The following is a 25119-nucleotide window of genomic DNA, read 5'->3' as shown; positions in this document are numbered from 1 at the left end:
TCTCCTGGCAGACCCCACAAAGATCTGCCCAAGTCTGGTTACCACAGTAAGTGGCAACGCATTTTATCAGACTACCGTAGTTCTTAATTAATGCCGTAAATTTCTACACTTAGCAGCACGCTTTTGTGACAAGGACTACACTTTACTCTTCCTGATCCGAAGAGGAGAGCGCGCACAGTATGTCACAAAAACCGCAAGGATTTTCATTAAAAGTCCTGACGATCAACACACACATGGGTTTCAGCGCTTCAAACAAGCGTTTTATTTTGCCGGAATTACGCGATGCGGTCAGGGCCACTGCCGCCGATATCGTCTTTTTACAGGAGGTGATGGGCTCTCATGACCTACACTCCTTAAAGGTGCCGGCGTGGCCAGAGACCCCGCATTACGAGTTTTTAGCCGAGATGATGTGGAACGATTTCGCCTATGGCCGCAACGCCGTTTACCCGGAAGGCCATCATGGCAATGCGCTGCTGTCACGTTTCCCTATTTTATCGCATGAAAACCGGGATATATCGGTAGAGGGTACGGAAAAACGCGGCCTTTTATATAGCCAGATAGCGGTGCCGGGCAGCGATAAGGTTCTGCACACGGTCTGTGTGCATTTAGGTCTGCGGAACGACCATCGTGCCGCCCAGCTGAAAATGCTGTGCGACCTGCTGAATACATTGCCGTCGGATGCGCCCGTGGTGGTCGCAGGGGATTTCAACGACTGGCAGCTGAAAGCCAATAAAATATTACAACGAGGAGCGGCTATGGAAGAAGTCTTCAGCCGGAAAACCGGTCGCCCGGCGCGTACCTTCCCTGCCCGCTTTCCACTCCTGAGGCTGGATCGAATTTACGTTCGTAACGTCGGCATCAGCAGCCCGCACAAAATACCGCTGAGACCCTGGTCGCACTTATCCGATCACGCGCCGCTGGCTGTGGAGATACATTTATGAAAACGGAATGGCGTGACGGTAACCGCCTGCGCCTGTTGGCAAATGGCGAACAATATTTTCCCCGCGTTTTTGAAGCCATTCGGCGGGCGCGCCAGAGCGTCTTGCTGGAAACATTTATCCTGTTCGAAGATGAGGTTGGCCGTGCATTACAGCAGGTTATTCTGGATGCCGCCGCCCGCGGCGTTAAAGTAGAGATGCTGCTGGACGGCTATGGATCTAACGATTTGTCGCCGGAGTTTATTCGTAGCCTGACGGCGGCCGGCGTGCGCTTTATTTTTTACGATCCGCGCCCGCTGGTGTTCGGCATGCGGACAAATGTTTTCCGCCGCATGCACCGAAAAACCGTGGTTTGCGACGGCGAGATAGCCTTTGTTGGCGGCATTAACTATTCCGCCGAGCACAATTCCAGCTACGGCCCGGAAGCAAAGCAGGATTATACCGTCGAGGTCAAAGGCCCGGTGGTGGAAGATATTACGCGTTTTGTAAAAGAGGCGATTAACAGTAAAGACACGCCGAAACGCTGGTGGGGACAGCGTGGCCATCGCTTCACCCGCAATGAAACACCGGGCGATGCGCAGGTGCTGTTTGTCTGGCGCGATAACGATGAGCACAGCGACGATATCGAGCAGCACTATATTAATATGCTGCGTGAGGCGAAAGAGGAAGTGATTATCGCCAACGCCTACTTTTTCCCCGGCTATCGGCTGCTGCGCGAAATGCGTTCGGCGGCACAGCGAGGCGTTTCGGTTAAGCTGATCGTGCAGGGTAAGCCCGATATGCCTATCGTCAAGGTCGGCGCAGAGCTGCTCTATAATTATCTGGTCGGCGGTGGCGTAGAGGTTTATGAATATATTCGTCGTCCGCTGCACGCAAAAATCGCGGTGCAGGATAACTTCTGGTCGACCGTCGGCTCCAGCAATCTTGACCCGCTAAGCCTGTCGCTGAATCTGGAAGCCAACCTGATCATTCACGACCGCTCGTTTAACCAGATAATGCGTGCCGAGCTGTCTCGGCTGCTGACGCAGGACTGCGAGCGCGTGGATGAAAGTAAGCTCCCCAAACAGAATTGGTGGCAGCTGGCAAAAGGCGTGGTGGTGTTTCACTTTCTGCGCCATTTCCCGGCGATTGCAGGCTGGCTACCGGCACACACGCCGAAGCTGGCGCAGATTGCGCCACCGGTACAGCCGGAGATGGAAACCCAGGATCGCGTCGAGTCCGATAGCGAAAAAGAGAGGGCTAAACCCTGATGTCTCACTCACATTCTCGCTGGAAATGGGTAAAAAAGGGGCTAACCGGCCTGTTTTTTATCGCGGTGATCGTACTGCTGGTGATCTACGCCCGCAAAGTTAACTGGCATGACGTACTGAACGTAATTACCCACTATAACCGCGCCGCTATTTTAGGTTCCGTGGCGCTGGTGGTGGTCAGCTATCTGACCTATGGCGTTTACGATCTGATTGGCCAGGCCTACTGCGGCCACAAGCTGGAAAAGCGCCAGGTGATGCTGGTTTCTTTTATCTGCTACGCCTTCAATCTGACCCTCAGCACCTGGGTCGGCGGCGTGGCAATGCGTTACCGGCTCTATTCAAGGCTTGGCTTAAGCGGCAGCACCATTACCCGTATCTTTTCCCTGAGCATTGCTACCAACTGGCTGGGCTACGTGCTGGTGGCCGGAGTCGTCTTCAGCAGCGGCTGGGTACCCATTCCCAAAGGCTGGTTTATTGGCGAAGGCACGCTGCGCACCATCGGTGCGGGCCTGCTGGCTTTTGTGGTGGTCTATCTGGCGCTGTGCGCGTTTTCAAAGCGTCGCCGCTGGACGATCAAAGGCCACAAGCTGGCGCTGCCCTCTTTGCGGATGGCGCTGTTGCAGTTTGCCGTTTCCAGCGCTAACTGGCTGGTAATGGGTGCGATTATCTGGCTGCTTTTCGCGCACAAGGTAGATTTCCCGCAGGTGTTAGGCGTGCTGTTAATCAGCAGTATCGCAGGCGTGATTATTCATATTCCGGCGGGGATTGGCGTGCTGGAGGCGGTCTTCCTGGCGCTGTTGAGCGGCGAACATCTGTCGCACGGCACGATTATCGCCGCGCTGCTGGCTTACCGGGTAATCTACTTTATTGCACCGCTGCTGCTGGCGCTGGTGCTTTACCTGTGGCTGGAAAGTCGGGCCAAAAGCTTGCGGCGTAAAAACCAGCAGCAGATGCAGAAACAGGCGTAAAAAAAGGGCGAATTCGCCCTTTTTAATTTTCCTAGCGGCGGTTGCCAAAGATGCGCAGCAGCATCAGGAACAGGTTGATAAAGTCCAGATAAAGCGTCAGCGCACCCATAATAGAGTAGCGGCGCAGATTCTCTTTATCCCGCGTATCGATACTCTCACCGATATTTTTCAGCTTCTGCGTGTCATACGCGGTCAGACCGACAAACACCAGCACGCCGATATAGGTAACCGCCCACATTAGCGCGGTGCTTTTCAGCCAGTAGTTGACTACCGACGCCAGCACAATGCCAATCAGCGCCATAAACAGCATGCTGCCCATGCGGCTCAGATCGCGTTTAGTGGTGTAACCCCAAAAGCTCATTACGCCGAACATGCCGCCCGTTACCACAAAGGTGCTGGCGATAGAGGAATAGGTGTAAACCAGGAAAATACTCGCCATCGTCAGGCCGGTCAGCGCCGAATAGAGCATAAACAGGCCGGTTGCTACCGCACCGCTCAGCTTATGCACCATGCCGGACAGCACGAACACCAGGCCAAGCTGCACGATAATCAGGCCAAAAAAGGTCATACGGCTGGAGAAAACCAGCTCCATGACGGCTGGCGTTCTCGCCGCGTACCAGGAAACAAAGGCGGTCAGCAGCAGTCCGCACGTCATCCAGCCATATACCTGCGCCATGTAGGCCTGCAGGCCCGTAGTGGCATTTGAAACAATGGAACCATTGGAACGAGGATATCTCTCCATGATGCTCTCCTTAGTGAATTTACTGCTAAGTCTGGCACAGTCCGGGCAGGTTGGGCCAGCCGCAGCAGAGGCTTTTTCGTGACAAAAAACTTTCTCTGCCCTGCCGCGTGGGAATGGTTTTTTATGTTGCGTAAAGATTGCACAAATTTTGCCGATAGTCTGAACACAGGGAGAAAGCTTACCGGGAAGTCAGAATACTTTTAACCAACGCCAGGAATTTCTGATGACGACATACCAAAAACGAAAAATGAGCACCCGCACCGTGATGCTCCTGACGGGTGCGCTGACGATCACGCTCGGTTTTACCATCACTATTGGCCTGCTTAGCTGGCAGTCCAGCCAGCAGCAGCACAAAATCGCCGAGCAGTATCTGGGCGAAATAGCCGAAAGCAACGCGCTTAGCGTGCAGCAACAGCTGGACTATGCGCGGACGGTTGCCAGAGACATGGGCCAAAGCGTTCTTGCTTTGCCAGCGGCCGGTATTACCGACCGTAAAGCGGGCCAGCAGCTGATGAAATACGCCATGAAGGAGAACCCGGATTATCTGTCGCTCTCGCTCATCTTTGAAGCCAACGCATTCGACGGCAAAGACGCCGAATTCGCCGCCCAGCCCGGCACGCCGCCCGCTGGCCGTTTCGCCTACTTTGTCGATCGCGACAGCGCGGGCAACTTTGCCATGCACAATCTGGAGTCGATTTTTACGCCAGGCCAGGGCGACTACTATCTGATCCCGCAGAAGCTGCAAAAAGATGTGCTGACCGAACCTTACAGCTACGCCTATAACGGCGTGCCGACGCTACTCACCTCGGTGGCGGCGGTGATAATGAATAACGGCGAGCTAAAAGGCGTCGCCACGTCAGATATTTCGCTCGCGGCGCTGCAAAAAAGCGTGGGCGCGATTAAACCTTATAACGGTACCGGCTACGCGCTGCTGCTTTCTCATAAGGGCCTGGTGGTCTCCAGCCCGGATAAAGCCGAGGCGGGCAAAGGCTACAAGGGCGAAACCAGCGGCTTTACGCAAAACGTCGTCCAGCATTTTGACAGCGTGTTGGGTGAAGACGTGCTGGAAACCTGGCGTCCGGTTAACATCGGCAACAGCCCGCTGCCGTGGTATCTGGGCGTGGTTGCGCCGGTCAGCGCGGTAATGGCCGAGGCTAACCGCCAGCTGATGCATGCGTTGATCATGATGCTGCTGAGTATTGTGATTGTCTGCACCGTGCTGGGCGTGCTGTTCAGTCGTAAAATCTCCAGGCCGGTCGGCGGCGAGCCTGTCCAGGCGGCTGAAATCGCGCTTGGCGTAGCGGAAGGCAACCTGACGGCGGATATCCCGGTTGGCGCACAGGATCGGGAAAGTATTTTCTTTGCCATGCAAACCATGCAAAAACAGCTGCGCACTATGGTTAGCGAAATTATTTCCGCCAGCGACTCCGTTCGCCAGGGTGCGGAAGAGATAGCTTCCGGCAACCTGGATCTTGCTTCGCGTACCGAACAGCAGGCCGCCGCGCTGGAGGAAACCGCCGCCAGTATGGAACAGCTTACGGCTACCGTGAAGCACAATGCGGATAACGCCCATAGCGCCACCGAACTGACCGATAACGCCACGACTATTGCCAAACGAGGCGAGCAGCTGGTGCATCAGGTAGTAGAAATTATGCAGCAGATCGACGAAAGCTCGCAGAAGATCGGCGCCATTACCAGCATCATTAACGGCATCGCTTTCCAGACCAATATTCTGGCGCTGAACGCGGCGGTTGAAGCCGCCCGCGCTGGTGAACAGGGTCGCGGCTTTGCGGTGGTCGCCGCAGAAGTCCGTAGCCTGGCGCAGCGCAGCGCCAACGCGGTAAAAGATATCTCCGCGCTGATTGGCGAATCGACGCAGCGCGTCACGACGGGCGTTTCACTGGTGCAGGATGCGGGCAGAACCATGCAGGAGATGACCACCGCCGTCAACTCGGTGAAAACCATTATCGGCGAAATCGTGCATGCCTCGGACGAGCAGTCTCAGGGGATTGGCCAGGTAACGGTGGCCGTCAACCAGATGGATGGCGCAACGCAGCAAAACTCGGCGCTGGTACAGCAGATGTCCGCCGCTGCCGCCTCGCTGGAAGATCAGGCGCAGCAGCTGGCGCAGACGGTACAACGGTTCCGGCTGGAATCGGCATAAGGTCTCGGCTGACGGCATGAAAATGCCGTCAGCCGGGGATTAATAAGAGAGCGAGGTCTGTATGGGCCACGCTCCCCGACAAGATAGCGATGGCCTGCACGGGCTACGCTCCCCGACAAGTTAGCGACGGCCTGCACGGGCCATGCTTTCCGACAAGTTAGCGACGGCCTGCACGGGCCGCGCTACATACGATGCCGACTGGTGCTACCTCTCTTTCTGCTACAGCGGGATCTGCTGCGTAATACAGTGGATATTACCGCCACCCAGTAAGATTTCCCGCGCCGGTACGCCGGTAAGGAGATAGCCGGGAAACATTTCGCCCAGGACGCTTGCCGCCAGGCTATCCGTTTCCGTCGCAAACAGCGGGTAGACAATCTGCCGGTTGGTCAGCAGAAAATTAACGTAGGAAGCGGCCAGCCTGTTGCCTGCCGGTCTGTCGATAGCCGTACCCTGCTGGATCTGGCTGCTCTCTTCTTCGCTGCTATAAAACGGCCCGGGTGCCGGGATTTTCCAGATTTTCAACGCCCTTCCCCGCGCGTCCGTGGCGTTTTGCAATATTTCCAGCGCCGCCAGCGAACGGGCATACTGCGGATCTTGCCGATCGTCGGTCCAGTGTAAAGCCACCTCGCCCGGCCGAACAAAACAGCACAGGTTGTCGACGTGCCCATCCGTTTCATCATTAAACACGCCGTAAGGCAGCCAGATAATTTTGCTGACGCCCAGATAGTCGCGCAGCTGCTGCTCAATCGCGTTTTTATCCAGCTGCGGATTACGGTTAGGATTAAGCAGGCATTCGGCCGTGGTCAGCAGCGTTCCTTCCCCATCGACATGTATTGAGCCGCCCTCCAGCACCAGCCCGGTTTGATAACAGGGCAAGCCGTGGTGGCTGGCAACCTGGCTGGCGATAGCCTCATCGCGATCCCATGGCGCATAAAGCCCACCAGCCAGACCGCCCCACGCGTTAAATGTCCAGCTAATCGCGCGACGCTCTCCCGCGCCGTTGACCACTATCGTTGGCCCGCTGTCGCGTATCCAGGCATCATCGCTCTCTATCGCCACCAGCGTTGCCCTTGCGGGCATTATTGCCCGCGCCTCGGCCATATCTTGCTCCGGCACGGCGGTAAAGACGGCGGTGGTTTGCAGAATGGCTGTGGCAACGGCGGCAAACGCCTGCTGCGCCGGGCGTGCATCCGCTCGCCAGTTATCCTTTCTGTACGGCCAGATTATCCAGACAGCCTGCTGCGGTGACCATTCAGCGGGCATGGCAAAGCCATCGGCCTGCGGTGTCGTAAGCAATGACATATTCAGCTCCCGGCTTTGCCATCAGAGGTTGCCAGCATGGCGTACATTTCCGGGCGTCTGTCGCGGAAAAGTCCCCAGGCGGCGCGCTGGCTGGCGATGGCATCCAGATCGAAGGTGTAGGTCAGCACTTCCTCCTCCGTTTTTCCGGCCAGCCTGACCAGCTCGCCGGTCTGATCGGCAATAAAAGACGAGCCGTAAAAGGTCATTTCTAATCCGGCAACGCTCTGGCTTTGCTCGGTGCCGATACGGTTAGAAGCGATAACCGGGATAAGGTTGGCGGCCGCATGCCCTTGCTGCACGCGCGTCCAGTGAGGCTGGCTGTCGATATCCGGATAAGCCGGTTCCGAGCCAATAGCCGTAGGAAAGAAAATCAGCTCCGCGCCCTGCAACGCAAGCGCGCGGGCCGTTTCCGGAAACCACTGATCCCAGCAGATCCCCACGCCGACTTTGCCATAGCGGGTTGCCCAAACCTTAAAGCCGCTGTCGCCAGGCACAAAGAACTGCTTTTCCTGGTAGGCTGGCCCGTTGGGAATATGGGTTTTGCGATAGGTCCCCAGCTGCGTGCCGTCGGCGTCAATCATTACCAGCGAGTTGTAATAAGCGTTGTTGCTCTTCTCAAACAGGCTTAACGGCAGCACGACCTCCAGCTCGCGGGCCAGCGCGGCAAAATGCGCAACCAGCGGGCTGCCTTCAATCTCCTGCGCCAGCGCATAATGCTGCGGGCTTTGATCGATACAAAAATAGGGCGTGGCGAAAAGTTCCTGGATTAAGATGATTTGCGCGCCCTGCCGATGCGCCTGACGAACCAAACGTTCCGCGCTGGCGATATTTTTATCCAGATCCCAGCTACAGGCCATTTGCGTGGCGGCCAGCGTTACTTTTCTCATTCACGACTCCCCTTATTGAACAACAGCATTAGCCTGCATGACGGCGCAGCGCAAAGATGGTCAGGTTTCCGGCTCCAATCTTTTGATTATCCGCACCTTTCGTTATTTCATTAGTTTTCCTTAAGCGACTATAGCAATGCCCATAGATATGAATAAAATGTATTATCTGCATGGAATAATGAACAGGATGCATAGTCATGCTCGACCTTAACCTGCTGCGGCTGCTGCCCATTCTCGCCAGAGAAAAAAACGTGACCCGCGCCGCGCGCGTGGCCAATATTACCCAGTCCGCGTTTAGCCATGCTCTGGGTCGCATTCGTGAACAGCTGAACGATGAGATGTTTGTTCGTACGCGACAGGGAATGGAACCGACGCCCTACGCGTTGTCGATCATTCCCATTATTGAAAATGCCCTGCATAAGCTGGATGTGGCGACGCGCGGCGCGCATCCCTTCGATCCGCTTAAGGATGCGCATACCTTTTATATTGGCGCAGTGGACTATTTTGAGTTTCTGTTTATGCCGCCGTTGACCGCGCGTTTTAAAACCACGGCGCCAAACGTACGCTTATCGGTCGATATTTTGTCAGAAAGGATAAAGCTGGAGCGGGTGGAAATGGGCCAGCTGGACGCCTTTATCGGCGTGGATAACCTGCAGCATATTCCGCACTATTTTACGCAGCATCGGCTGTTAACCGATGAGTATGTCGCTATTGCTGTTAATGAGCGTCAGGATCTGCCCGATCGGCTGGCGATCGAACATCTGATCACTGAGCCGCAGATCCATCTGCCTGCGATCAGCTCCGGTGCCGATCATATCGATCGCTGGCTGGCCGAGCGTCATCACTATCGTCCGCTCACTACGGTGGTACAAAGCTATGCCGTTGGCGGCAGAGTGGCTGCCGCCTCGGGCTATCTGATGTGCGTTCCACGGCGCATTGCTCAGGAGCTGGTTAAGATGCTACCGCTGCGCATGCTACAGCTGCCGGAAGGAACGCCCGCTTTTGAGCTGGTGCTGTTAACGCACGCGCTTTTCGATCATCAGCCCGCGCTGCGCTGGCTGATCGACGAATTAAAAAGCATTGAAATTAACTAGCGTCCACGAGCCAGACAGCTCTGATAACGGCTATCCACGCGCTGGGCAAACCAGGCGGTGGTCAGGTTACGGGTAATCTTGGGGCTTTCCAGCTTAATGCCGGGCAGCATCTCGCGCGGTAGCCGTTTTCCGGCGTTTTTATCTGCTCGCGCAAAGACTTCCTGCCAGAGATCGGTTTTTTCAAAGGCCAGCGTTTCGCCTTTATCCAGCGCGCTACGAATCGCGCCGTCGCTCATCCCCAAATGCAGCGAGCGCACGGCCAGCTCCGTTGAGCCGGCCGCCTCGGAACCGTACTGAATTAAATCGCCGTCCAGCGCCAGCTTAATGCCGCTCAGCCGGGCAACGGCCGCCTGAAACGCCGCGTTGCGGCTGGCATACCAGCCCGCGTTAAAATCCGCAAAGCGATAGAGCGGCTGGCTGTAACTGGCCGGGTAGCCGAGCAGATGACGCGTGCCGAACCAGACGCCGCCGCGACGGCTGAACACTTCCTGACGAAGGGTACCGGCAACCGACCAGGGATAGCCCTCGGCATGCGCCTTTGCAAATTCGATGCTGACCTGCATCGGGCCGCCGGTATGAATAGGGTTTAGTTTGCCAAACAGCGTCTGGCCCATCGGCACCATATTGATGAAGTCGTCAAAGATATCACTCAGCTCTTTTTCGCTGCGCACCTTATCCAGCCGCTCGGTATAGCTTTTACCGTTTGGCGACTTAATCATCAGCGCGGTGCGCACGACAAAAGAAGGAATGTGCAGCTTGCCCGCCCGGCGATCAATTTCGCCCCAGGCGATTTTCGGCAGGCCCGGCACGCTGGCATCGGCATTAAACGAAGATTCCTGATCGGCTACGGCAATCACGGCACAAACGTTACTGACTGAAGGATCGAGTTTCTGGCTGCTGAAGGCGACAAAGATATCGTCCGTCCAGCCCTGACGGTCGCTGACTTTGGCCGGCAGCAGCGTTCTGATTTGCGCTTTAACCTCAGCCGGACGCCGCTCGGGCAGTTTTTTTTCTGGTTGATTACTACAGCCAGCCAGTACCAGCACGGTCAGCAGCAGCAGGCGTTGATAACAAGACATAACTTTCCCTGTGAAAATAAATGGCAGATAAGAATGGCGCGGTTGAAAACAGGCCCGGAACGTACGGAATAGCGCATGAAAAGGATTTTCGCAATCGCCATTTAGCGATACCGGCGCTTTTTCAGCTTAGTCACTCTGTGTTGCGTTGAGCTGAAGGGCTTAGAGGAAGTGTTGGCAGCGTGCGCTGTAAAAGGCGTATGCAGAGAGGTTAAAAGCCCGCGCCGTCTGTGCCGCGGGCCGTGATGCAGGTTTAGTTGCAGTCAGAGCAGGCCGTAAAGCCTGCTACAAACCCGGATTATTTCCCGGTATCCGCCGTCACCTGCTGTCTTGCGTTGGTTTTACTGCGCATTGCCGCAACCTGCTCAGGCGTCACGGCCGAAGCCTGATTGCCCCAGGAGTTGCGAACGTAGGTCAGGATGTCCGCCATCTGCCGATCGTTCATTTTCCAGTCGAAAGCAGGCATGCCGGCAGCGGTCTGACGATCGGCGGTATTTGCCGCTCGCGTTCCGTTCAGCATGGCTGAAATCATATTGGTCGGATCGTTCAGCATTGAGCGGTTACCGGCAAAGGCCGGCACCATGCCGCTGATGCCTTCTCCCTTGCCGCCGTGGCAGGCGCTACAGTTCACTTCAAAACTCAGCGCGGCTTTTTTCCGGCTGGTTTCATCCATGGTAAACGCCGCTTGCGCTGGCGTACTGGACGCAGGCAGGTGTTTAAGGTAAGCGGCAACGGCGTGCAGATCTTTGTCGTTGAAGTATTGCAGCGAGTGCTCTACCGCTTCCGACATTGGACCAGCCGCGACGCTCTGGCCATCCGAGCCGGTTTTCAGATACTGCATGAGCTGCTCGTTACTCCAGTCACCAATACCCGTATGCGGGTTTGGTGTGATATCTGGCGCATACCAGGCACCCAGCTGACCGCCCTGAAGATATTTACTGCCGATTTCGCCGCCCAGCGCGTTGCGGGCCGTATGGCAAACGCTACAGTGTGCCGGCCCATCAACCAGATATTTACCCCGGTTGATCTGGTCAAGCTCTTCGCCGCTGGCGCTGGCCGTTTTCAGGCTTTCCGGTTTGAACGGGCTGTTATCAAAAAACAGCAGGTTCCAGCCCGCCATCGCCAGGCGAATGTTGTACGGGAAATTCATGCCGCCGTTTTCATCGATGTTGTTTTTTACCGGCTTCATCGTTGAAACATAGGCCCAGAGATCGTGCATATCCCGATCGCTGAGTTTGGCATAGGCGGTATACGGCATCGCCGGATAAAGGAAGCCCTTCTCACCGCGTCCCAGACGGATCGCGTTAAAGAAGTCATGCTCCGTCATTTTACCGATACCGGTTTCCCGGTCTGGCGTAATATTGGACGTTTGCAGTTCGCCAAACGGCGTAGAGATTTTGTAACCCCCGGCAAAGTTCTGCTCGTGACACGCTGCGCAATCGCTCAGGCGCATAACGTATTCACCGCGCTTGATCGCCGCTGCATCGGTGCTGTGGAAATCCGCGAGCTGGACCTTATCATCGGCAACGCTTGAGCGTGAGCTGTCCATCACCACCCAGAGTCTGCCAAAAACACCAATGCCCGCTAAGACGGCCAGCGCCGCCAGGCTATAGCTAATTGTCTTTTTCTTCATCACGTTAGGCCTTTACCAGCGGAGCAGGGTTTTTGATATAGGTCTGATGGATTGCCTGCGCGGCTCGTACAGCCAGTGCGCCAACGGTGATCGTTGGGTTATAGCCGCCGTTATTTGGGAACGCTGACGCGCCCACCACAAAGACGTTATGCACATCCCAGCTTTGCAGATAAGTATTCACCGCCGACGTATGTGGATTAGCGCCCATCACGGCACCGCCGATAGTATGCGAGCTTTCCTGCAGATAAGGGTTCCAGCTGCTGTCGGTCTGGCGTTCAAAAATGGTAGCGGTTGGCCCGGCTTCCTTCATGATGGCTTTGGCTTTATCCGTCACGTAGTTCACCATCCTGACGTCGTTCTGGTTCCAGTCGAAGGTCACGCGCAGCAGCGGCTGGCCGTGGCGATCTTTATAGACGGGATCGAGGTCGAGGTAAGCGCCGCGTACCGGCATTGAGGTGCCCTGGCAGAAAATCGTGGCGGCGGTTTGATAATCGCGCGCGTAGCCTGCCTTCCATTCGCTGCCCCAGCGTTTGGTGCCGGTACGCAGGCTGTCCATATGCTGAATCGGACGGCCATCGGTGTTGTACGCCATGATCCCGGCACCGCCGATAAAGTCGAGCTTGCTGTGATCGAAGTTGTCGCCGTTAAAGTCATCAATCTGTACCGCCAGCGCGCCGCCGCCGATAAACGGATTCATAAACTCGCCGTCAAAGAAGCCCGTGACCGAGGAGCAGCTCTGATAGTTGTAGTTACGGCCAATGGTGCCGCGACCGGTTTCCGGATTGTAAGGCTCACCGATTTTGGACAGCAGCATCATGCGCACGTTATCCATCTGGTAAGCGGTGATGCAGACCACGTCCGCCGGCTGGAAGCCCTCTACGCCTTCTTTGGTGATAAAGCGCACGCCCTTGGCCGTCTTGCCGTCTTCATGCTTGATAACCTGCAGCACTTCTGTTTCGGTCAGTACGGTAAAGTTCGGACGGCGCATCAGCGCAGGCAGAATACAGGCCTGAGGCGAAGATTTACTGAAGTTGCCGCAGCCGTGGAAGTCGCAAAAACCGCAGTAGGTGCACGGCCCCATCGTCACGCCCAGCGGGTTGACGTAGGACTGGGACAGGTTGCCCGCAGGAATGGTAAACGGGTGGTAGCCCATGCCTTGCGTGGTCGTGCGGTACTTGCGTAGCCAGTGGGTATCTTTCAGCGGCGGCGTTGGATAATCGCGGCTGCGCGGCCCTTCAAACGGGTTGCCGTCAGGCTGCGTTTTACCCTGCAGATTGCCCGCGATGCCTGATGTTCCGGCGATGCGTTCGAAGCGGTCGTAAAAAGGCTCCATTTCGGCATAGGTAACGCCCCAGTCCTGCAGCTGCAGGTCTTTCATTTTCGCCGCGCCGTAGCGTTCGCGAGTCTGGGTAGCGACTTCAAAATCCCACGGGGAAAAACGCCATGACATGCCCGCCCAGTGCGTACCCGCTCCGCCGACGTTCCAGCCAAACTGATAGGCAGACCAGTTACGAACCGGCGCGGCATCCTGACTGGTGTTGTTACGGAAAGTGGTGGTTTCAACGCTCATCGGCTGCAATAGCTGACGACGGGTGTGCCAGCGCAGTTCATCCGGATCGACGGCAACCGGGAAATCGGTAGAGGTATCGCGCCAGGCGCCACGCTCGATGGCCACCACGTTAAGGCCAGCGCGCGTTAATTCTTCTGCCATGACCGATCCGGCCCAGCCTAATCCGACGATCACGACATCGGTTTTATTTCTAATTTGTGACATTGACTCAGCTCCAGAAATCAGTCTTTAGGGATCAAACTGACAGGAATTAATTGTAAATTTTCACCGCGACGATCAACGTACTGCCGGTAGTCATAACGCGCGCCAGGAAAACCGATCATTTTCCAGCCGGCCATCGTTTTGTTGCCGCCATACAGTGGGTCGGCAAGATAGCTTTCACGAACGTTTTGCAGCATCAGCTCAAAGAAGGCCTGGCTGTTTACGTCTGCGCCGAGATTGATTTTTCCGGCTTCCATGTTGGTCAGGAAAGCGTCAATGTCCGCCGCGTTAAGGGTATAAAAAGAGGCGTGGTGGTTCTGCTGAGCCCAGGCTTCCAGCGCTTTCAGGCCGGTGATGTAGCGCTCGCGCGGCGAAGCCAGAAATTGTGGGCTACCCATCAATTTTTCTTCATTTTCAGGATGGAGTGGCCCTTCCAGATAGAGTGCCGCGCCGGAGCCGTAGTCGCCCGCCAGCTGGTCATCGAGAAACTCAATCGCGCCCTCTTCCGTTGCTGAAGGGCCGTGATCGTCGGCAGGAATAAGGCGGTCGAAAATCGCCGCCAGATTTTTGCGATCGGTTTCATTAGTCAGGATACGGTATCCGCCCTGCATTGCCGGAACGGGCAGCGCGTCGGGGGTAAGCCGGGTATCAAGCGGAACGTTATGCAACTCTTTCGCGTTGAGCTTAGTTGCCACCGTTAACGAAGCTACCAGTGAACTAATAGAAAAGATCGCTTCTCTTCTGTTCATATCTCTTTCCTTTAATAGCATGATTGTTATTGCTTTTATCCGTGAAGAAAAAAGGCAATAAAAACCCTACCCTGTTTAAAACAAAGTAAAAAAGCTGCCTTAAAGAGGCATTATTTTTTTAGCGACGAGTTAATTCGACTCTTGAGGAGACAAAAGTTATGAAATGGACTGTCACTTAACGATAAAAATTAAGGGGTGTTGGACATGGTATCTGGCATAGCAATTCCTGATGTTTTGATTAAAAGTAAACGTGAAATTTTTTATTAGTTATATTGTTCAATAAGGTTAACTATTTTTGCAGGGTAACCAGTTTATTATTCAGCCCGCACCACCGGCACGGGCTGAATTGAATTAACGTTTTATATGGCTCTTGCGTAAAATTAATTTACCTGTCCGCCAGGCCGCCTGCTCATCGCTATTTTCGCCCGTCAGGCGATTCACCGCTTCGCTAATCTGTTTTTCAGTCTGCTGATCGTAAGTCGTCAGGTTCCAGACCGGAGAATCCGCTTCATCTATGCCGTCAAATCCCACCACGGCTATGCTGTTGATATCGCCCGCTTCGTAAAGCGCTTCCAGCACGCCAATCGCCAGGATATCATTTTCGCAGAAAATGGCGTCAATCCGCTGTTCTGCTGGCGTGTTCAGCAGATAGTCCTTCATGATGGAATAGCCGGCTTTACGCTCATATTTGCCCGCCAGCAGCATCAGGTCGACGTTCAGGTTAGCTAACGAAAGCTCGTGCTGATAACCGTCCATACGCAGCAGGTGACCGGAGTCGGTATCTGGCCCTTTCATGTAGCCAAAACGGTGATAGCCCTGCGCTATCAGCAGCTGGCCAATTTCGCGCCCCGCCTGGAAGCCATCAATATTGATGTTCTCGATGTTGCGGTGTTCTTCACTGTTGCGGCAGATCTGAATCAGCGGCACCGAGTGCAGGCTGTGCGCAATTTCAAACAGTTCGTTACTGAGCGTGTTGGCGAAAAACAGAATGCCGTCAACCTGCAGCTGGTCCGCCATCTCTATCACTGACTGATAGTCATCACCGGCAGTGATATTCAGCACCAGCGCCAGATATCCTCTGGCCTGCAGCTGCTTTGTAGCGGCATCCAGAATTCTCATGGCATGCGTGTTTTTAAATTCATCCATCGCGATGGCGATGATATGTGTATTTCTTTTCGTCAAACTACGGGCCAGCAAATTGGGGCGATAGCCCAGTTCGGCGGCTACGGCCATGATTCTTTCTTTGGTATCCGGAGCAACATAGGCTCCCGGCGTAAAGGCGCGTGATACCGTCCATTTCGATACGCCCGCCAACTTTGCGACGGCGGTAGCGTTTGCTTTGGGCTGTTTTTGAGGTTTCTTCGCGTCTGTCATACGGTCACTTAAGGGCAATGGACGTTAATGCCCCTATTGGACGCCAAACGGCTGTAAAAAGAAACGCTCAAAGTGCAAAGGTGCCGCCAGGTAAACGCTTTTTAAACGCATGATAACTTTTGAGAGTTTTTTTTAACTCATTGTTGAGATTATGTTAATTCGATACGCGCTTTGCAAACGTTTTCTGCACCCAGGTGCAGAAATTTTAAAAGAAATCGGTATATAATTATTAATATCTATTAAATTCAAACGATTATATCGTCACCCTTTGGTTAAAAAGGGTGCAGAGGAAACTTTTTGTGACGCAGCGCGCATGGTTTAACCACTGAACAGGCCTGATACAGACGGCACCGGGCCAGCTTGTTATCGTCTGGCCCGGTGCCGCTAACGCGTGGATACGGGATCAGTTTTTGGCAGCAAACTGCGCATAGTTATCCTGCGTAATCACCTGATAAGGTACCCAATTAAGTTCTTTAACCTGTTTTTTGTCCAGCAGCGCTTTAGTAACCTGCACTGCGCCAGTCGCCTGAGCTCTGGCATCCTGGAAAATAGTTAGCGCCATCTTGCCGTTTTTAATAAATTGCAGCCCGTCGGGCGTACCGTCGATGCCCGCCACCAGGATCTTCTCTTTTTTCGCCTGACTTAGCGCCATGATCGCGCCGATAGCCATCTCATCGTTGTTGGCCGCAATAGCGTCAATGGGACGCTGGTTCAGCAGCCAGCTGGAAACCACGTCCACGGCTTCGTTGCGCTGCCATTTAGCCGTCTGCTTCTCAATTACCTTCATATCTTTGTATTTGGCGATAACGGCTTCAACCGCGCGGGTACGTTCACGCGCTTCTTCCGTTGATAGCGCGCCCATAATGACGGCGACGTTACCGCGGTAGTTCATGCGTTTCGCCAGCGCCTCCATCTGCATCTGGCCGCCAAGCGCCGAGTCAGAACCGACATACGCCATGCCGACAGGCAGCTTTGTCTCTGGCTTACGGTTGACAAAAACCAGCGGAATTCCCGCTTTTTTGGCGGCGGCAATCATGGGCAATACGCCCTGCGTATCAACCGGATTGAGGATAATGGCGTCGACGCCCTGATTGATAAAGTCATCAACCTGTTGCACCTGAAGCGCCACGTCGCCTTTGGCATCGACAAACTGGCCGGTGAGATCGTTATTTTTCAGCTCCGTTTGCATTTGGGTTCGCAAAATAGAGATAAAGTTTAAATCAAAATTAGCCAGCGCTACGCCGACGGTAAACGTTTTAGCACTTACGCTCAGGCTAAGTAAAAGCGAGCACGCAAGCAGCAGCAGATTTCGAATATTCATCATCATTTCCTGTAGGGTTGGGGACTATAGCCAACAGCGGTTTATACCGGGCAACAGGCAAATACCCGTGAAAGAATCAATAACGGCATATCCTTATAATAATTAAAAAACTACGGCGCAAAGTTATCTTTTCTTATTGCTTAGCTCAGGCGTTAACGACTCCAGCTCCATCCTGATTAAGCTACAGTTTTTCTCCAGATTAGAGATCTTAAAGCGTAGGTCGCTAATACTGTTTTTATCGGTTTCTTTTTCGAAAAAAATAATTTCGTGGCGGCATGCGACACCAAAAGTTTTATTTCGCTTGTGTTTTACCAGCCATTTTTTTATGTCACTTTTAATCGCCGCTTCGTCACGTTCGGTTTCTTGCGAAGAAACGTTATAAATTGTCATAAGAAACTGGCTATAGAAAGTGTGTATAGCCGTTAAGCGCTGTAAATCCATGATTGCTCCATCATACGCAGCAGGTTCGTAAAATGGCGTATACGGCCAGCGCGCGCCAGCCGTATAGCAAAATGTTAAAGCGGTGATGCCGGGGCCGGAGCCTGATCGTAACCCCCCCAGACGGACTGATCGTAATTCACCACCGAGCCGGTCATCAAGCCTGACTCTTCGCTGGCTAAAAACGCCACGGCACGCGCCACTTCATCCGGGTTAATCAGTCGGCCAAACGGCTGCTCGGCCGCCGCCTTTTGCAACCAGCCATCCTGTGCGCCGTGATACTGCTTCATAATGCGATCTTCACCCTCGGACGCCATCCAGCCAATATTCAGGGCGTTGACGCGGATGCGGTTACGCAGCAGAGCATAGGCAGCATTGCGCGTTAAGGTCGCCAACGCCCCTTTCGACGCGCAGTACGCGGCAATAAAAGGCTGTCCTGCCAGGCCAGACATCGAGCAAATATTGACCACGCTACCCGCGATGTTTTCACGGCGCATCACTTTGAGCGCTTCCTGCATCAGAAAGAACGGGCCGCGCACGTTGGTGGCAAAAATCTGGTCAAACAGCTCGGGCGAGGTATCCAGGATGCTGCCGCGATCGGTCATGGCTCCCGCGTTCACCAGCACGTCAACCCTGCCGAACAGCTCGTCGGTATGCGCAACCACCTGACGGCAATCTTCTACCGAAGAGAGATCCGCTTTGACAAAATGCACGCGCCCTTCGCCTTCCTCATTAAGCTGTTTGGCAATGCTTTCACCCTTGGCCTGATTGCGTCCGCAAATCACCACGCCTTTGGCACCCTGCTGTACAAAATGGCGGGCAATGGCGGCACCCAGTCCCTGCGTACCACCGGTGACGATGGCGACTTTATCGTTTAACTTCATCAGAATTCCCCTTGAATCAGTGTGTAGCCTGCGTCGCTGAGCGCTCTGCGCAGGGTGTTATAGCCGATACGCGCATATTGCAGCGGCGGCGCTTTTGCCGGATCTTGTTCCGCTTCAACCACAAACCAGCCCTGATAACCGATGGCCGCCAGCTCGCGAACAATGGCGTCAAAATCGATGCCGCCGTCACCCGGCACGGTGTAAATGCCCTTCAGCACTGCATCAAGAAATGAATCTTTCTGCCAGTCGAGGCTGGCAAGCACGTCCGGACGCACGTCTTTGGTGTGCACGTGATTAATGCGCTTACCGTGTTTTTTCAACACGCTGAGCGGATTGACCCCGGCGAAGAAGAGATGCCCGGCATCAAACAGTAAACCGACATCCTCATTCGTGGCGGCCATCAGCCGATCGATATCGTGCTCGTCTTCAATGGCCGTTCCCATATGGTGATGAAACGCCAGCGGAACGCCGAACTCGCGGCAAAAGGCGGCAAATTCAGACAGCTTATTGCCGTATTCGCTAATCTGCTCATCGCTGAGCCGACGGCGGTTGGCCAGCGCTATATGCTGTTGATTCTGGATAGTGCCTGCCGTTTCACCGTAAACCAGGCAGGCGGCCCCGCAGTCGCGAAACAGCTGCAGCTGCGGCGTTACTTTTTTGATTTCGTCTGCCACGCTATTGTCGAGCAGCGTGCCGGAGTACCAGCCGGAAACCAGATCCAGCTGGAATTCACGCAGCATCGGCTTCAGCTCTGCGCTGGTTTTTGGAAATTTCCCGCCGGTTTCTACGCCCTGGAAACCCGCCAGATGACTCTCGTACAGGCAGGTCGACAGCGGCGTATCGCCGCCAAGCTGGGGCAAATCGTCGTTTGACCAGGCAATAGGCGCGATGCCCATTTTTGCTTTTAGTGACATATTTCCCTCCTGATTAGAATCCAACCCGCTGTTTTTGACGTCCGGCAACGTGCTCTTCACGCGCCTGGTTAACACTTTCGCGTGCGCTGACCTCTGGCACGCCAACATCCCACCACGCATCGCCCGGCGTCCAGCTATGGGGATGCGTATCGATGACGATAACCGTGGTACGGTCGGTGGTTTTTGCCCACTGGATTGCCTCTTCCAGCGCGTCCAGCGATTCGACCTTCCGCGCCAGCGCGCCCATTGATTGCGCATTGGCGACAAAATCAACGTGGAAAGGCTCTTTCACCCGGCAGTCCTTCAGCAGGTTATTAAAGGATGCGCCGCCTTTGGCATTCTGTAGCCGGTTAATCACGGCAAAACCGCCGTTATCGCACACCAGCAGAATGAACTTGTGGCCGGAAAGCACGCTGGAGTAGATGTCGGAGTTCATCATCATGTAGGTACCGTCGCCGATCATCACAAACACATCCCGATCGTGACCGGCCATCGCTGCGCCCCAGCCCGCGGAAAGCTCATAGCCCATACAGGAAAAACCAAATTCACAGTCAAAGGTGCCGGGATTTTTTACCCGCCAGCCTTTCACCAGCTCGCCCGGTAAGCCGCCCGCCGCGCTGATGATGTAGTCTTCGGCTGCGGCCTGCGCGTTAACCACGCCCACTACCTGCGCATAGGTCGGTTCGCTGTCGCTCACCACGCGCTCCTGTTTTTCAGCAATCAACGTATTCCAGCCGACAAAAGCCTGGCGACCTTTTTCCAGCCAGGCCGCGTCCGCCTTCCAGCCACCAAGCGCCACATCCAGCTCGCCGATCCCTTCACGCGCATCGCATACCAGCGGCAGCGACAGATGCTTATGCGCATCGAAGCGCGCGGCGTTCAACGAAATAAAGTGGGCCTTGTGATCGAACAGCGACCAGGAGCCGGTAACGAAATCCATCAGGCGCGTGCCGACTGCCAGAATGACGTCGGCTTTTGCCGCCAGCTCGTTGGCCGAGGTTGAACCTAAGATACCGACCGGCCCCATGTGCATGGGATGGTCATGGGTGAAGGCACCTTTACCCGCGATGGTTTCGACTACCGGAATGCCATGCGCTACCGCAAAGGCTTCCAGCGCACTTTCCGCCTGGGAGTAACGTACGCCGCCGCCAGAGATAATCACCGGGCGTTTCGCTCGCTTCAGGCATTCAACCGCACGTGCCAGTAGCTGACGATCCGGGCGCGGACGCGGCATCAGATGCAGACGAGGCGCAAAAAACTCTTCCGGGAAGTCATACGCCATCTCCTGCACGTCCTGACAAACGCCGATAAACGCCGGGCCGCAATCGCCCGGATCGAGCATGGTAGCGACCGCTTGCGGTAACGAAGAGAGGATCTGCTCAGGCCAGGTAATGCGATCCCAGTAGCGGCTGACCGCTTTAAAGGCATCGTTCACGGTTTGCGTCGGGTCGCTGAAGTGTTCAACCTGCTGCATAACCGGGTCGGGATGGCGACGCGCAAAGGTGTCGCCGCAAATCATCAGCAGCGGTAAGCGGCTGGTGTGCGCTACGCCAGCGGCAGTCAGCAGATTGGTGGTACCCGGGCCAATCGAGGCGGTCACCACCATGATTTGCCGCCGCGCCATCGCTTTGGCAAACCCGACGGCGGCAAACCCCATCGACTGTTCATTTTGCCCACGCCAGGTCGGCAACGTATCCTGAACGGCTTCCAGCGCTTCCCCCAGACAGGTCACGTTACCGTGTCCAAAAATCCCGTAAACGCCGGGGAACAGCGGCACGCGCTTGCCGTCAACTTCGGTAAACTGATGGCTCAGGTAGCGAACTATCGCCTGAGCTGTCGTGCAACGAATCGTAGCCATATCTCTACTCACTCTGATGAGATGCGCCAAAGCGGCATCGCGGTTTTTATAAAAACGTTAATTGCATAAAGTTCATAAAAGCAATATTAGTTGCATTCTCAGGCGACAGAACTCCCGCCAAAAGTGCGAGAGTCCCTGATAACGTACGCTAAGCGCGCTTGCGTTTGCGCTGGCTTTCCACCCGGCTTTCGCGTTCGGTAATCGTTTCAATATGCGGCTGCGCCCTGTCGGGCTGTAACGCGGCAGCCAGCGCCATAGCAATACTTTGCGCCAGGCAAACCGGCGCGGCCAGCGAGCGCGAAAAGCTATATTCCTCTTCAGGAATGGTAAACAGCACCCTGGCGCTTTTCGCCAGCGGCGATAGCTGGCTGTCGCTGATAGCCACCACCGGAATGTTGCGTTCCCCTGCCTCATCGGCGATGGCGACTACCTCTTTGGCATAGTGGCGGAAAGCGATGGCAATCAGCACATCGTTCTCGCGCATGTTATTAGCCATCTGCGGGGCCAGCCCGCCAGCGGCATCAAGCAGCACGACGCGACGGTTCAGCATGGTCAGCAGATAGCGCAATAACGAAGCAACCGGTTCAGACCGTAACTGCCCGGCGATATAAACGATCTCGGCCTCTTTCAGCAAATGCGCCGTTTCATCCAGGTTTTGCTCGCTCACGTTATCCAGCAGCTGCTGCAAGGTGGCGATATCGCGGATCACCAGGCTTTGCAGAAAACCAAAGCTGCCCTTTTCATCGTTTTTACGCAGGTCGCTTTCCAGCGCGGTAATCCGCTCGTTATAGCCCGGTGCTGCGGTAGCCAGGCGCGTCTGAAACACGCTCTGCATCTGCTTAAAACCACTGTAGCCAAACACCTGCGCAAAGCGCACCAGCACCGAAGGATGCAGTCCGCATTTTGCCGCCACGGCGTTAATAGACTCCAGCGCCACGATATTCGGGTTCTGCGTGATATAGCGCGCGGTTTGCTGATGGCGGTTTGACAACTGCGGGTAGCGCTGGGTGATCTCATTCACCACCTGTTCGTAGTTGTCGTGCGGCAGCGGCTTTGGCGCGGCTTTGGTTTTCTTTGCTTTATCCATCGGTATTTCCTGTGACGTGCCCTGATTAGCCAGCACGCTAAAGCAATAAAAATTGCAAGTAAACCCTGAATGCAATTATTTCTAACCTATTTTGTGCAGCCTGGGAAAACCCATGAATAAAATTTGTGATTAATCTCGAAGAATTTACATTTTTATAGCTTAATAATTTACAAAGCTGAAAATTAACCGCATATAACCTCCTGTATTTCCTTATTTTATGTCTGATTTCGCAATTTTTACTGCAAACGCTGCCCGCTATTGCAATTATTTTTGCTTCGATCCTAATATTGCAATAATTGATGCGTGAGAGCCTCTTGACGCCGCTCTGGCAGAGAGGTTCAGAGCACTACCCGAAGGGGTAACGCGCATCCCATTGAGCCGGAGCCGATGCCGGAGGAGCGACAACCATGTATGACGATTTTGGACAGTTTATAAATGGCAAATGGTGTAAAGGGAGCGGGCAGGAGCGTATTAACGTTATCGATCCCGGCAATGGAAATAGCCTGGGAGAAATTCAGGCCGCGTCGGTATCCGATACCCACGATGCGCTGAAAGCCGCCGAACAGGCGTTTACGCAGTGGAAAGCGTTGCAGAGCTGGACGCGCGCGGATTTCTTACAGGCGGTCGCGCGTGAAATGGTTGCGGCAACCCAGCAGGCAGCCCGCGTTATCTCGCTGGAAAGCGGCAAACCGCTGGCGCAGGCGAAGCGTGAATGGGAACTCTCTACCGATCAGTTTATCTGGTATGCGGAAGAAGCTCGCCGCATCTATGGCCGCATCGTTGAGAGCCGCGTTCCCGGCGGCCGCTGCGAGGTGTTTCACGAGCCTGTTGGCGTAGTGGCGGCCTTCACCGCCTGGAACTTCCCTGTGGTGCTGGTGGCGCGCAAGCTGGCTCCCGCGCTGGCAGCAGGCTGCACCGTGGTGCTGCGTCCCTCCAGCGAAGTGCCGGGATCGGCAATGATGGTCTTTGAGTGTTTACGTAAAGCAGGCCTGCCCGCTGGCGTGGCAAACCTGGTGGTTGGCCCGACTGCGGCCACCTACGAGCCACTGATGGCTTCGCCCACTGTACGCAAAATCTCACTGACCGGTTCAACCCAGCTGGGCCAGCAGATGATCCGCGACTCGGCTAATACCATCAAGCGTCTCAGTATGGAGCTGGGTGGCAACGCGCCGGTCATTGTCTATCAGGATGCCGACCTGGAAAAAGCGCTCGACCTTTCCGTGGCAACAAAATTTGCGAACTGCGGCCAGGTTTGCGTGACCGGCGATCGCTTTTATGTGCATGAAAGCCTGTATAGCGCTTTTGTTGAAGGCTTTGCCAGCCGCGCCCGCAAGCTTAAAACCGGTTATGGTCTGGACGAAGCCACCACCATGGGGCCGTTAATTAACGCTCGCCGTCTGGAAGCTATCGAGGCCATCGTAGCCGATGCGCGCAACAAAGGCGCCCGCGTGGTAACCGGCGGTGAAAGGCTGGCGATCGGTAACGGCTATTTCTATGCGCCGACCGTGCTTGCCGACGTAGCGGATGACGCGAAGGCGCTGGCCGAAGAGAACTTTGGCCCTATCGCCGCTATTACCTCCTTTAGCAACCATGAAGATTTATGGCAGCGCGTGAATAATTCTGATTTCGCGCTGTCGGCCTACGCCTTTACCCGCGATCCGGCGCTGATTCGGGAAACGGTATCGCGCTTTGAGTCCGGCATGGTCGGTATCAACAGCTATGCGCTGGCCGCAGCCGAAGTCCCGTTTGGCGGTGTCAAAGCCAGCGGAATGGGTCGCGAAGGCGGCTCGGAAGGCATCCTCGACTATATGAACGTCAAACTGGCGCAAATTGTTCTTTAAGGAGCAGGAATGAAACTTAATAACATTAAACAGCGCTGGAAGGACGAGCAGCCGGTGCTGAACGGCTGGCTGAGCATCGCCAGCTCCTTCAGCGCGGAAATCATGGCGGCGCAGGGCTATGACTCGCTGACTATCGATCTGCAGCACGGTTTTGTTGGCTACGATGAGGCGAAAATCATGCTACAGGCGATGCGCGCCAGCGGCGTTGCGCCGATGGTTCGCGTGCCGTGGCTGGAACCCGGCATCATTATGAAAGCGCTGGATGCCGGTGCCTGGGGCATTATCTGCCCGATGGTTAACAATGCAGAACAGGCGCAGGCGCTGGTTTCCTGCGTGCGCTATCCCCCGCTCGGCAGCCGCAGCTTTGGCCCAACGCGCGTGACCTTTTCCGCCGGGCAGGATTATGGCCAGCACGCGGATGAACAGGTGGTCTGTTTTGCGATGATCGAAACGGCCGAGGCGTTTGCCCGGCTGGAAGAGATAGTCGCCACGCCGGGTCTGGATGGCGTTTATATCGGCCCGGCGGATTTAACCCTGGGCCTGACAGGCCGCAAATACCGCACCGGTTTCGATCGCGAAGAGCCGGAAATTGTGGACGCCATCAAACACATTCTTACCGTTGCCCACCGCGCCGGAAAAAAGGTGGGTCTGCACAACGGAACGGCGGCCTATGCCGCTAAAGCCGTAGAGTGGGGATTTGATCTGGTCACGGTATCGAACGACGTACAGCTTTTGCGCTCGGCCGCCGCCGCCAGCGTGCAGCAGTTCCGCGAGCTTCAGGGTAGCGAAACAAGCTTTGCGTCCGCCACGAAGACGGGAGGATATTAA

General features: G+C 55.1%; 21 protein-coding genes. 7 read left to right on the top strand and 14 right to left on the bottom strand.

The window, feature by feature from the left end; genetic code table 11:
- The first annotated feature begins 179 nt into the window (after window positions 1-179).
- From KUE00_RS13550 to KUE00_RS13540, 3 genes are read left to right on the top strand one after another with little or no spacing between them, the layout of a single operon-like run.
- Window positions 180-941 (top strand): endonuclease/exonuclease/phosphatase family protein, encoded by a 762-nt coding sequence (locus KUE00_RS13550; RefSeq protein ID WP_246760424.1) that lies wholly within the window; start codon window positions 180-182, stop codon window positions 939-941.
- Window positions 938-2188: a cardiolipin synthase ClsB gene (gene clsB, locus KUE00_RS13545; protein ID WP_246760423.1), complete on the top strand. Its 1251-nt coding sequence runs from the start codon at window positions 938-940 to the stop codon at window positions 2186-2188. The genes KUE00_RS13550 and clsB overlap by 4 nt, the downstream gene beginning before the upstream one ends.
- Window positions 2188-3156 carry a lysylphosphatidylglycerol synthase domain-containing protein gene (locus KUE00_RS13540; protein WP_246760422.1) on the top strand — a complete coding sequence of 323 codons (969 nt, stop codon included), beginning with the start codon at window positions 2188-2190 and terminating at the stop codon, window positions 3154-3156. Before clsB ends, KUE00_RS13540 begins: the two co-directional genes overlap by 1 nt.
- Window positions 3157-3187: 31 nt before the next feature.
- On the opposite strand, the gene KUE00_RS13535 is transcribed toward KUE00_RS13540, so the two are convergent.
- Window positions 3188-3898 carry a Bax inhibitor-1/YccA family protein gene (locus KUE00_RS13535; protein ID WP_246760421.1) on the bottom strand — a complete coding sequence of 237 codons (711 nt, stop codon included), beginning with the start codon at window positions 3896-3898 and terminating at the stop codon, window positions 3188-3190.
- A gap of 223 nt (window positions 3899-4121) precedes the next feature.
- Here KUE00_RS13535 and KUE00_RS13530 point away from each other — a divergent pair, with 223 nt between their 5' ends.
- Window positions 4122-6062: a methyl-accepting chemotaxis protein gene (locus tag KUE00_RS13530; RefSeq protein ID WP_246760420.1), complete on the top strand. Its 1941-nt coding sequence runs from the start codon at window positions 4122-4124 to the stop codon at window positions 6060-6062.
- 219 nt (window positions 6063-6281) lie between these two features.
- Here the strand turns inward: KUE00_RS13530 and aguA are convergent, their stop codons facing one another.
- Window positions 6282-7364 (bottom strand): agmatine deiminase, encoded by a 1083-nt coding sequence (gene aguA / locus KUE00_RS13525; protein WP_246760419.1) that lies wholly within the window; start codon window positions 7362-7364, stop codon window positions 6282-6284.
- 2 nt (window positions 7365-7366) lie between these two features.
- Window positions 7367-8251 (bottom strand): N-carbamoylputrescine amidase, encoded by an 885-nt coding sequence (gene aguB / locus KUE00_RS13520; RefSeq protein ID WP_246760418.1) that lies wholly within the window; start codon window positions 8249-8251, stop codon window positions 7367-7369.
- A gap of 197 nt (window positions 8252-8448) precedes the next feature.
- On the opposite strand from aguB, the gene KUE00_RS13515 reads away from it, so the two are divergent.
- Window positions 8449-9345 (top strand): LysR family transcriptional regulator, encoded by an 897-nt coding sequence (locus KUE00_RS13515; protein WP_246760417.1) that lies wholly within the window; start codon window positions 8449-8451, stop codon window positions 9343-9345.
- Here the strand turns inward: KUE00_RS13515 and KUE00_RS13510 are convergent.
- The 11 genes from KUE00_RS13510 to KUE00_RS13460 form a co-directional block, all read right to left on the bottom strand.
- Window positions 9342-10424 (bottom strand): DUF1615 domain-containing protein, encoded by a 1083-nt coding sequence (locus tag KUE00_RS13510; protein WP_246760416.1) that lies wholly within the window; start codon window positions 10422-10424, stop codon window positions 9342-9344. The two genes, KUE00_RS13515 and KUE00_RS13510, sit on opposite strands and share 4 nt — an antisense overlap.
- A gap of 295 nt (window positions 10425-10719) precedes the next feature.
- A complete protein-coding gene (locus tag KUE00_RS13505) occupies window positions 10720-12057 on the bottom strand; it encodes a c-type cytochrome (RefSeq protein ID WP_246760415.1) in 1338 nt (445 codons plus the stop codon).
- A 1-nt stretch (window position 12058) separates the two neighbouring features.
- On the bottom strand, window positions 12059-13828 hold the full coding sequence (locus tag KUE00_RS13500; protein WP_246760414.1) for a GMC family oxidoreductase: 1770 nt from the start codon (window positions 13826-13828) through the stop codon (window positions 12059-12061).
- 17 nt (window positions 13829-13845) lie between these two features.
- Entirely contained in the window at window positions 13846-14574 is a 729-nt protein-coding gene (locus KUE00_RS13495) for a gluconate 2-dehydrogenase subunit 3 family protein (protein WP_246760413.1), read from the bottom strand.
- A 351-nt stretch (window positions 14575-14925) separates the two neighbouring features.
- On the bottom strand, window positions 14926-15948 hold the full coding sequence (locus KUE00_RS13490) for a LacI family DNA-binding transcriptional regulator (RefSeq protein WP_246760412.1): 1023 nt from the start codon (window positions 15946-15948) through the stop codon (window positions 14926-14928).
- A 403-nt stretch (window positions 15949-16351) separates the two neighbouring features.
- Window positions 16352-17269: a substrate-binding domain-containing protein gene (locus KUE00_RS13485; protein WP_246760411.1), complete on the bottom strand. Its 918-nt coding sequence runs from the start codon at window positions 17267-17269 to the stop codon at window positions 16352-16354.
- A gap of 123 nt (window positions 17270-17392) precedes the next feature.
- Window positions 17393-17710, bottom strand: coding sequence for a hypothetical protein (locus KUE00_RS13480; RefSeq protein WP_246760410.1), 318 nt, complete (start codon window positions 17708-17710; stop codon window positions 17393-17395).
- Window positions 17711-17784: 74 nt separating this feature from the next.
- Window positions 17785-18591, bottom strand: coding sequence for an SDR family oxidoreductase (locus KUE00_RS13475; protein WP_246760409.1), 807 nt, complete (start codon window positions 18589-18591; stop codon window positions 17785-17787).
- Complete coding sequence (gene iolE, locus KUE00_RS13470) at window positions 18591-19505, bottom strand: myo-inosose-2 dehydratase (RefSeq protein ID WP_246760408.1); 915 nt, start codon at window positions 19503-19505, stop codon at window positions 18591-18593. Before iolE ends, KUE00_RS13475 begins: the two co-directional genes overlap by 1 nt.
- 13 nt (window positions 19506-19518) lie before the next feature.
- Window positions 19519-21363, bottom strand: a complete 1845-nt coding sequence (iolD, locus tag KUE00_RS13465) for a 3D-(3,5/4)-trihydroxycyclohexane-1,2-dione acylhydrolase (decyclizing) (protein WP_246760407.1) — start codon at window positions 21361-21363, stop codon at window positions 19519-19521.
- 148 nt (window positions 21364-21511) lie between these two features.
- A complete protein-coding gene (locus KUE00_RS13460) occupies window positions 21512-22450 on the bottom strand; it encodes a MurR/RpiR family transcriptional regulator (protein ID WP_246760406.1) in 939 nt (312 codons plus the stop codon).
- A 407-nt stretch (window positions 22451-22857) separates the two neighbouring features.
- Between KUE00_RS13460 and KUE00_RS13455 the strand changes: the two genes are divergently transcribed.
- A complete protein-coding gene (locus KUE00_RS13455; RefSeq protein ID WP_246760405.1) occupies window positions 22858-24291 on the top strand; it encodes an NAD-dependent succinate-semialdehyde dehydrogenase in 1434 nt (477 codons plus the stop codon).
- Between the two features lie 9 nt (window positions 24292-24300).
- Window positions 24301-25119: an HpcH/HpaI aldolase family protein gene (locus KUE00_RS13450; protein WP_246760404.1), complete on the top strand. Its 819-nt coding sequence runs from the start codon at window positions 24301-24303 to the stop codon at window positions 25117-25119.

Origin of the sequence: Erwinia phyllosphaerae (assembly GCF_019132875.1) — a bacterium.
Lineage (GTDB): Bacteria > Pseudomonadota > Gammaproteobacteria > Enterobacterales > Enterobacteriaceae > Erwinia > Erwinia phyllosphaerae.
Note: the sequence above shows the minus strand (reverse complement) of the source record. Positions and strands in the feature narration are given on the sequence as shown.

Bases quoted from the DNA above. Each gene is read 5' to 3' on its own strand.
- KUE00_RS13550 (WP_246760424.1), top strand. From the start codon at position 180: ATGTCACAAAAACCGCAAGGATTTTCATTAAAAGTCCTGACGATCAAC.
- clsB (WP_246760423.1), top strand. From the start codon at position 938: ATGAAAACGGAATGGCGTGACGGTAACCGCCTGCGCCTGTTGGCAAAT.
- KUE00_RS13540 (WP_246760422.1), top strand. From the start codon at position 2,188: ATGTCTCACTCACATTCTCGCTGGAAATGGGTAAAAAAGGGGCTAACC.
- KUE00_RS13535 (WP_246760421.1), bottom strand. From the start codon at position 3,898: ATGGAGAGATATCCTCGTTCCAATGGTTCCATTGTTTCAAATGCCACT.
- KUE00_RS13530 (WP_246760420.1), top strand. From the start codon at position 4,122: ATGACGACATACCAAAAACGAAAAATGAGCACCCGCACCGTGATGCTC.
- aguA (WP_246760419.1), bottom strand. From the start codon at position 7,364: ATGTCATTGCTTACGACACCGCAGGCCGATGGCTTTGCCATGCCCGCT.
- aguB (WP_246760418.1), bottom strand. From the start codon at position 8,251: ATGAGAAAAGTAACGCTGGCCGCCACGCAAATGGCCTGTAGCTGGGAT.
- KUE00_RS13515 (WP_246760417.1), top strand. From the start codon at position 8,449: ATGCTCGACCTTAACCTGCTGCGGCTGCTGCCCATTCTCGCCAGAGAA.
- KUE00_RS13510 (WP_246760416.1), bottom strand. From the start codon at position 10,424: ATGTCTTGTTATCAACGCCTGCTGCTGCTGACCGTGCTGGTACTGGCT.
- KUE00_RS13500 (WP_246760414.1), bottom strand. From the start codon at position 13,828: ATGTCACAAATTAGAAATAAAACCGATGTCGTGATCGTCGGATTAGGC.
- KUE00_RS13495 (WP_246760413.1), bottom strand. From the start codon at position 14,574: ATGAACAGAAGAGAAGCGATCTTTTCTATTAGTTCACTGGTAGCTTCG.
- KUE00_RS13490 (WP_246760412.1), bottom strand. From the start codon at position 15,948: ATGACAGACGCGAAGAAACCTCAAAAACAGCCCAAAGCAAACGCTACC.
- KUE00_RS13485 (WP_246760411.1), bottom strand. From the start codon at position 17,269: ATGAATATTCGAAATCTGCTGCTGCTTGCGTGCTCGCTTTTACTTAGC.
- KUE00_RS13480 (WP_246760410.1), bottom strand. From the start codon at position 17,710: ATGGATTTACAGCGCTTAACGGCTATACACACTTTCTATAGCCAGTTT.
- KUE00_RS13475 (WP_246760409.1), bottom strand. From the start codon at position 18,591: ATGAAGTTAAACGATAAAGTCGCCATCGTCACCGGTGGTACGCAGGGA.
- iolE (WP_246760408.1), bottom strand. From the start codon at position 19,505: ATGTCACTAAAAGCAAAAATGGGCATCGCGCCTATTGCCTGGTCAAAC.
- iolD (WP_246760407.1), bottom strand. From the start codon at position 21,363: ATGGCTACGATTCGTTGCACGACAGCTCAGGCGATAGTTCGCTACCTG.
- KUE00_RS13460 (WP_246760406.1), bottom strand. From the start codon at position 22,450: ATGGATAAAGCAAAGAAAACCAAAGCCGCGCCAAAGCCGCTGCCGCAC.
- KUE00_RS13455 (WP_246760405.1), top strand. From the start codon at position 22,858: ATGTATGACGATTTTGGACAGTTTATAAATGGCAAATGGTGTAAAGGG.
- KUE00_RS13450 (WP_246760404.1), top strand. From the start codon at position 24,301: ATGAAACTTAATAACATTAAACAGCGCTGGAAGGACGAGCAGCCGGTG.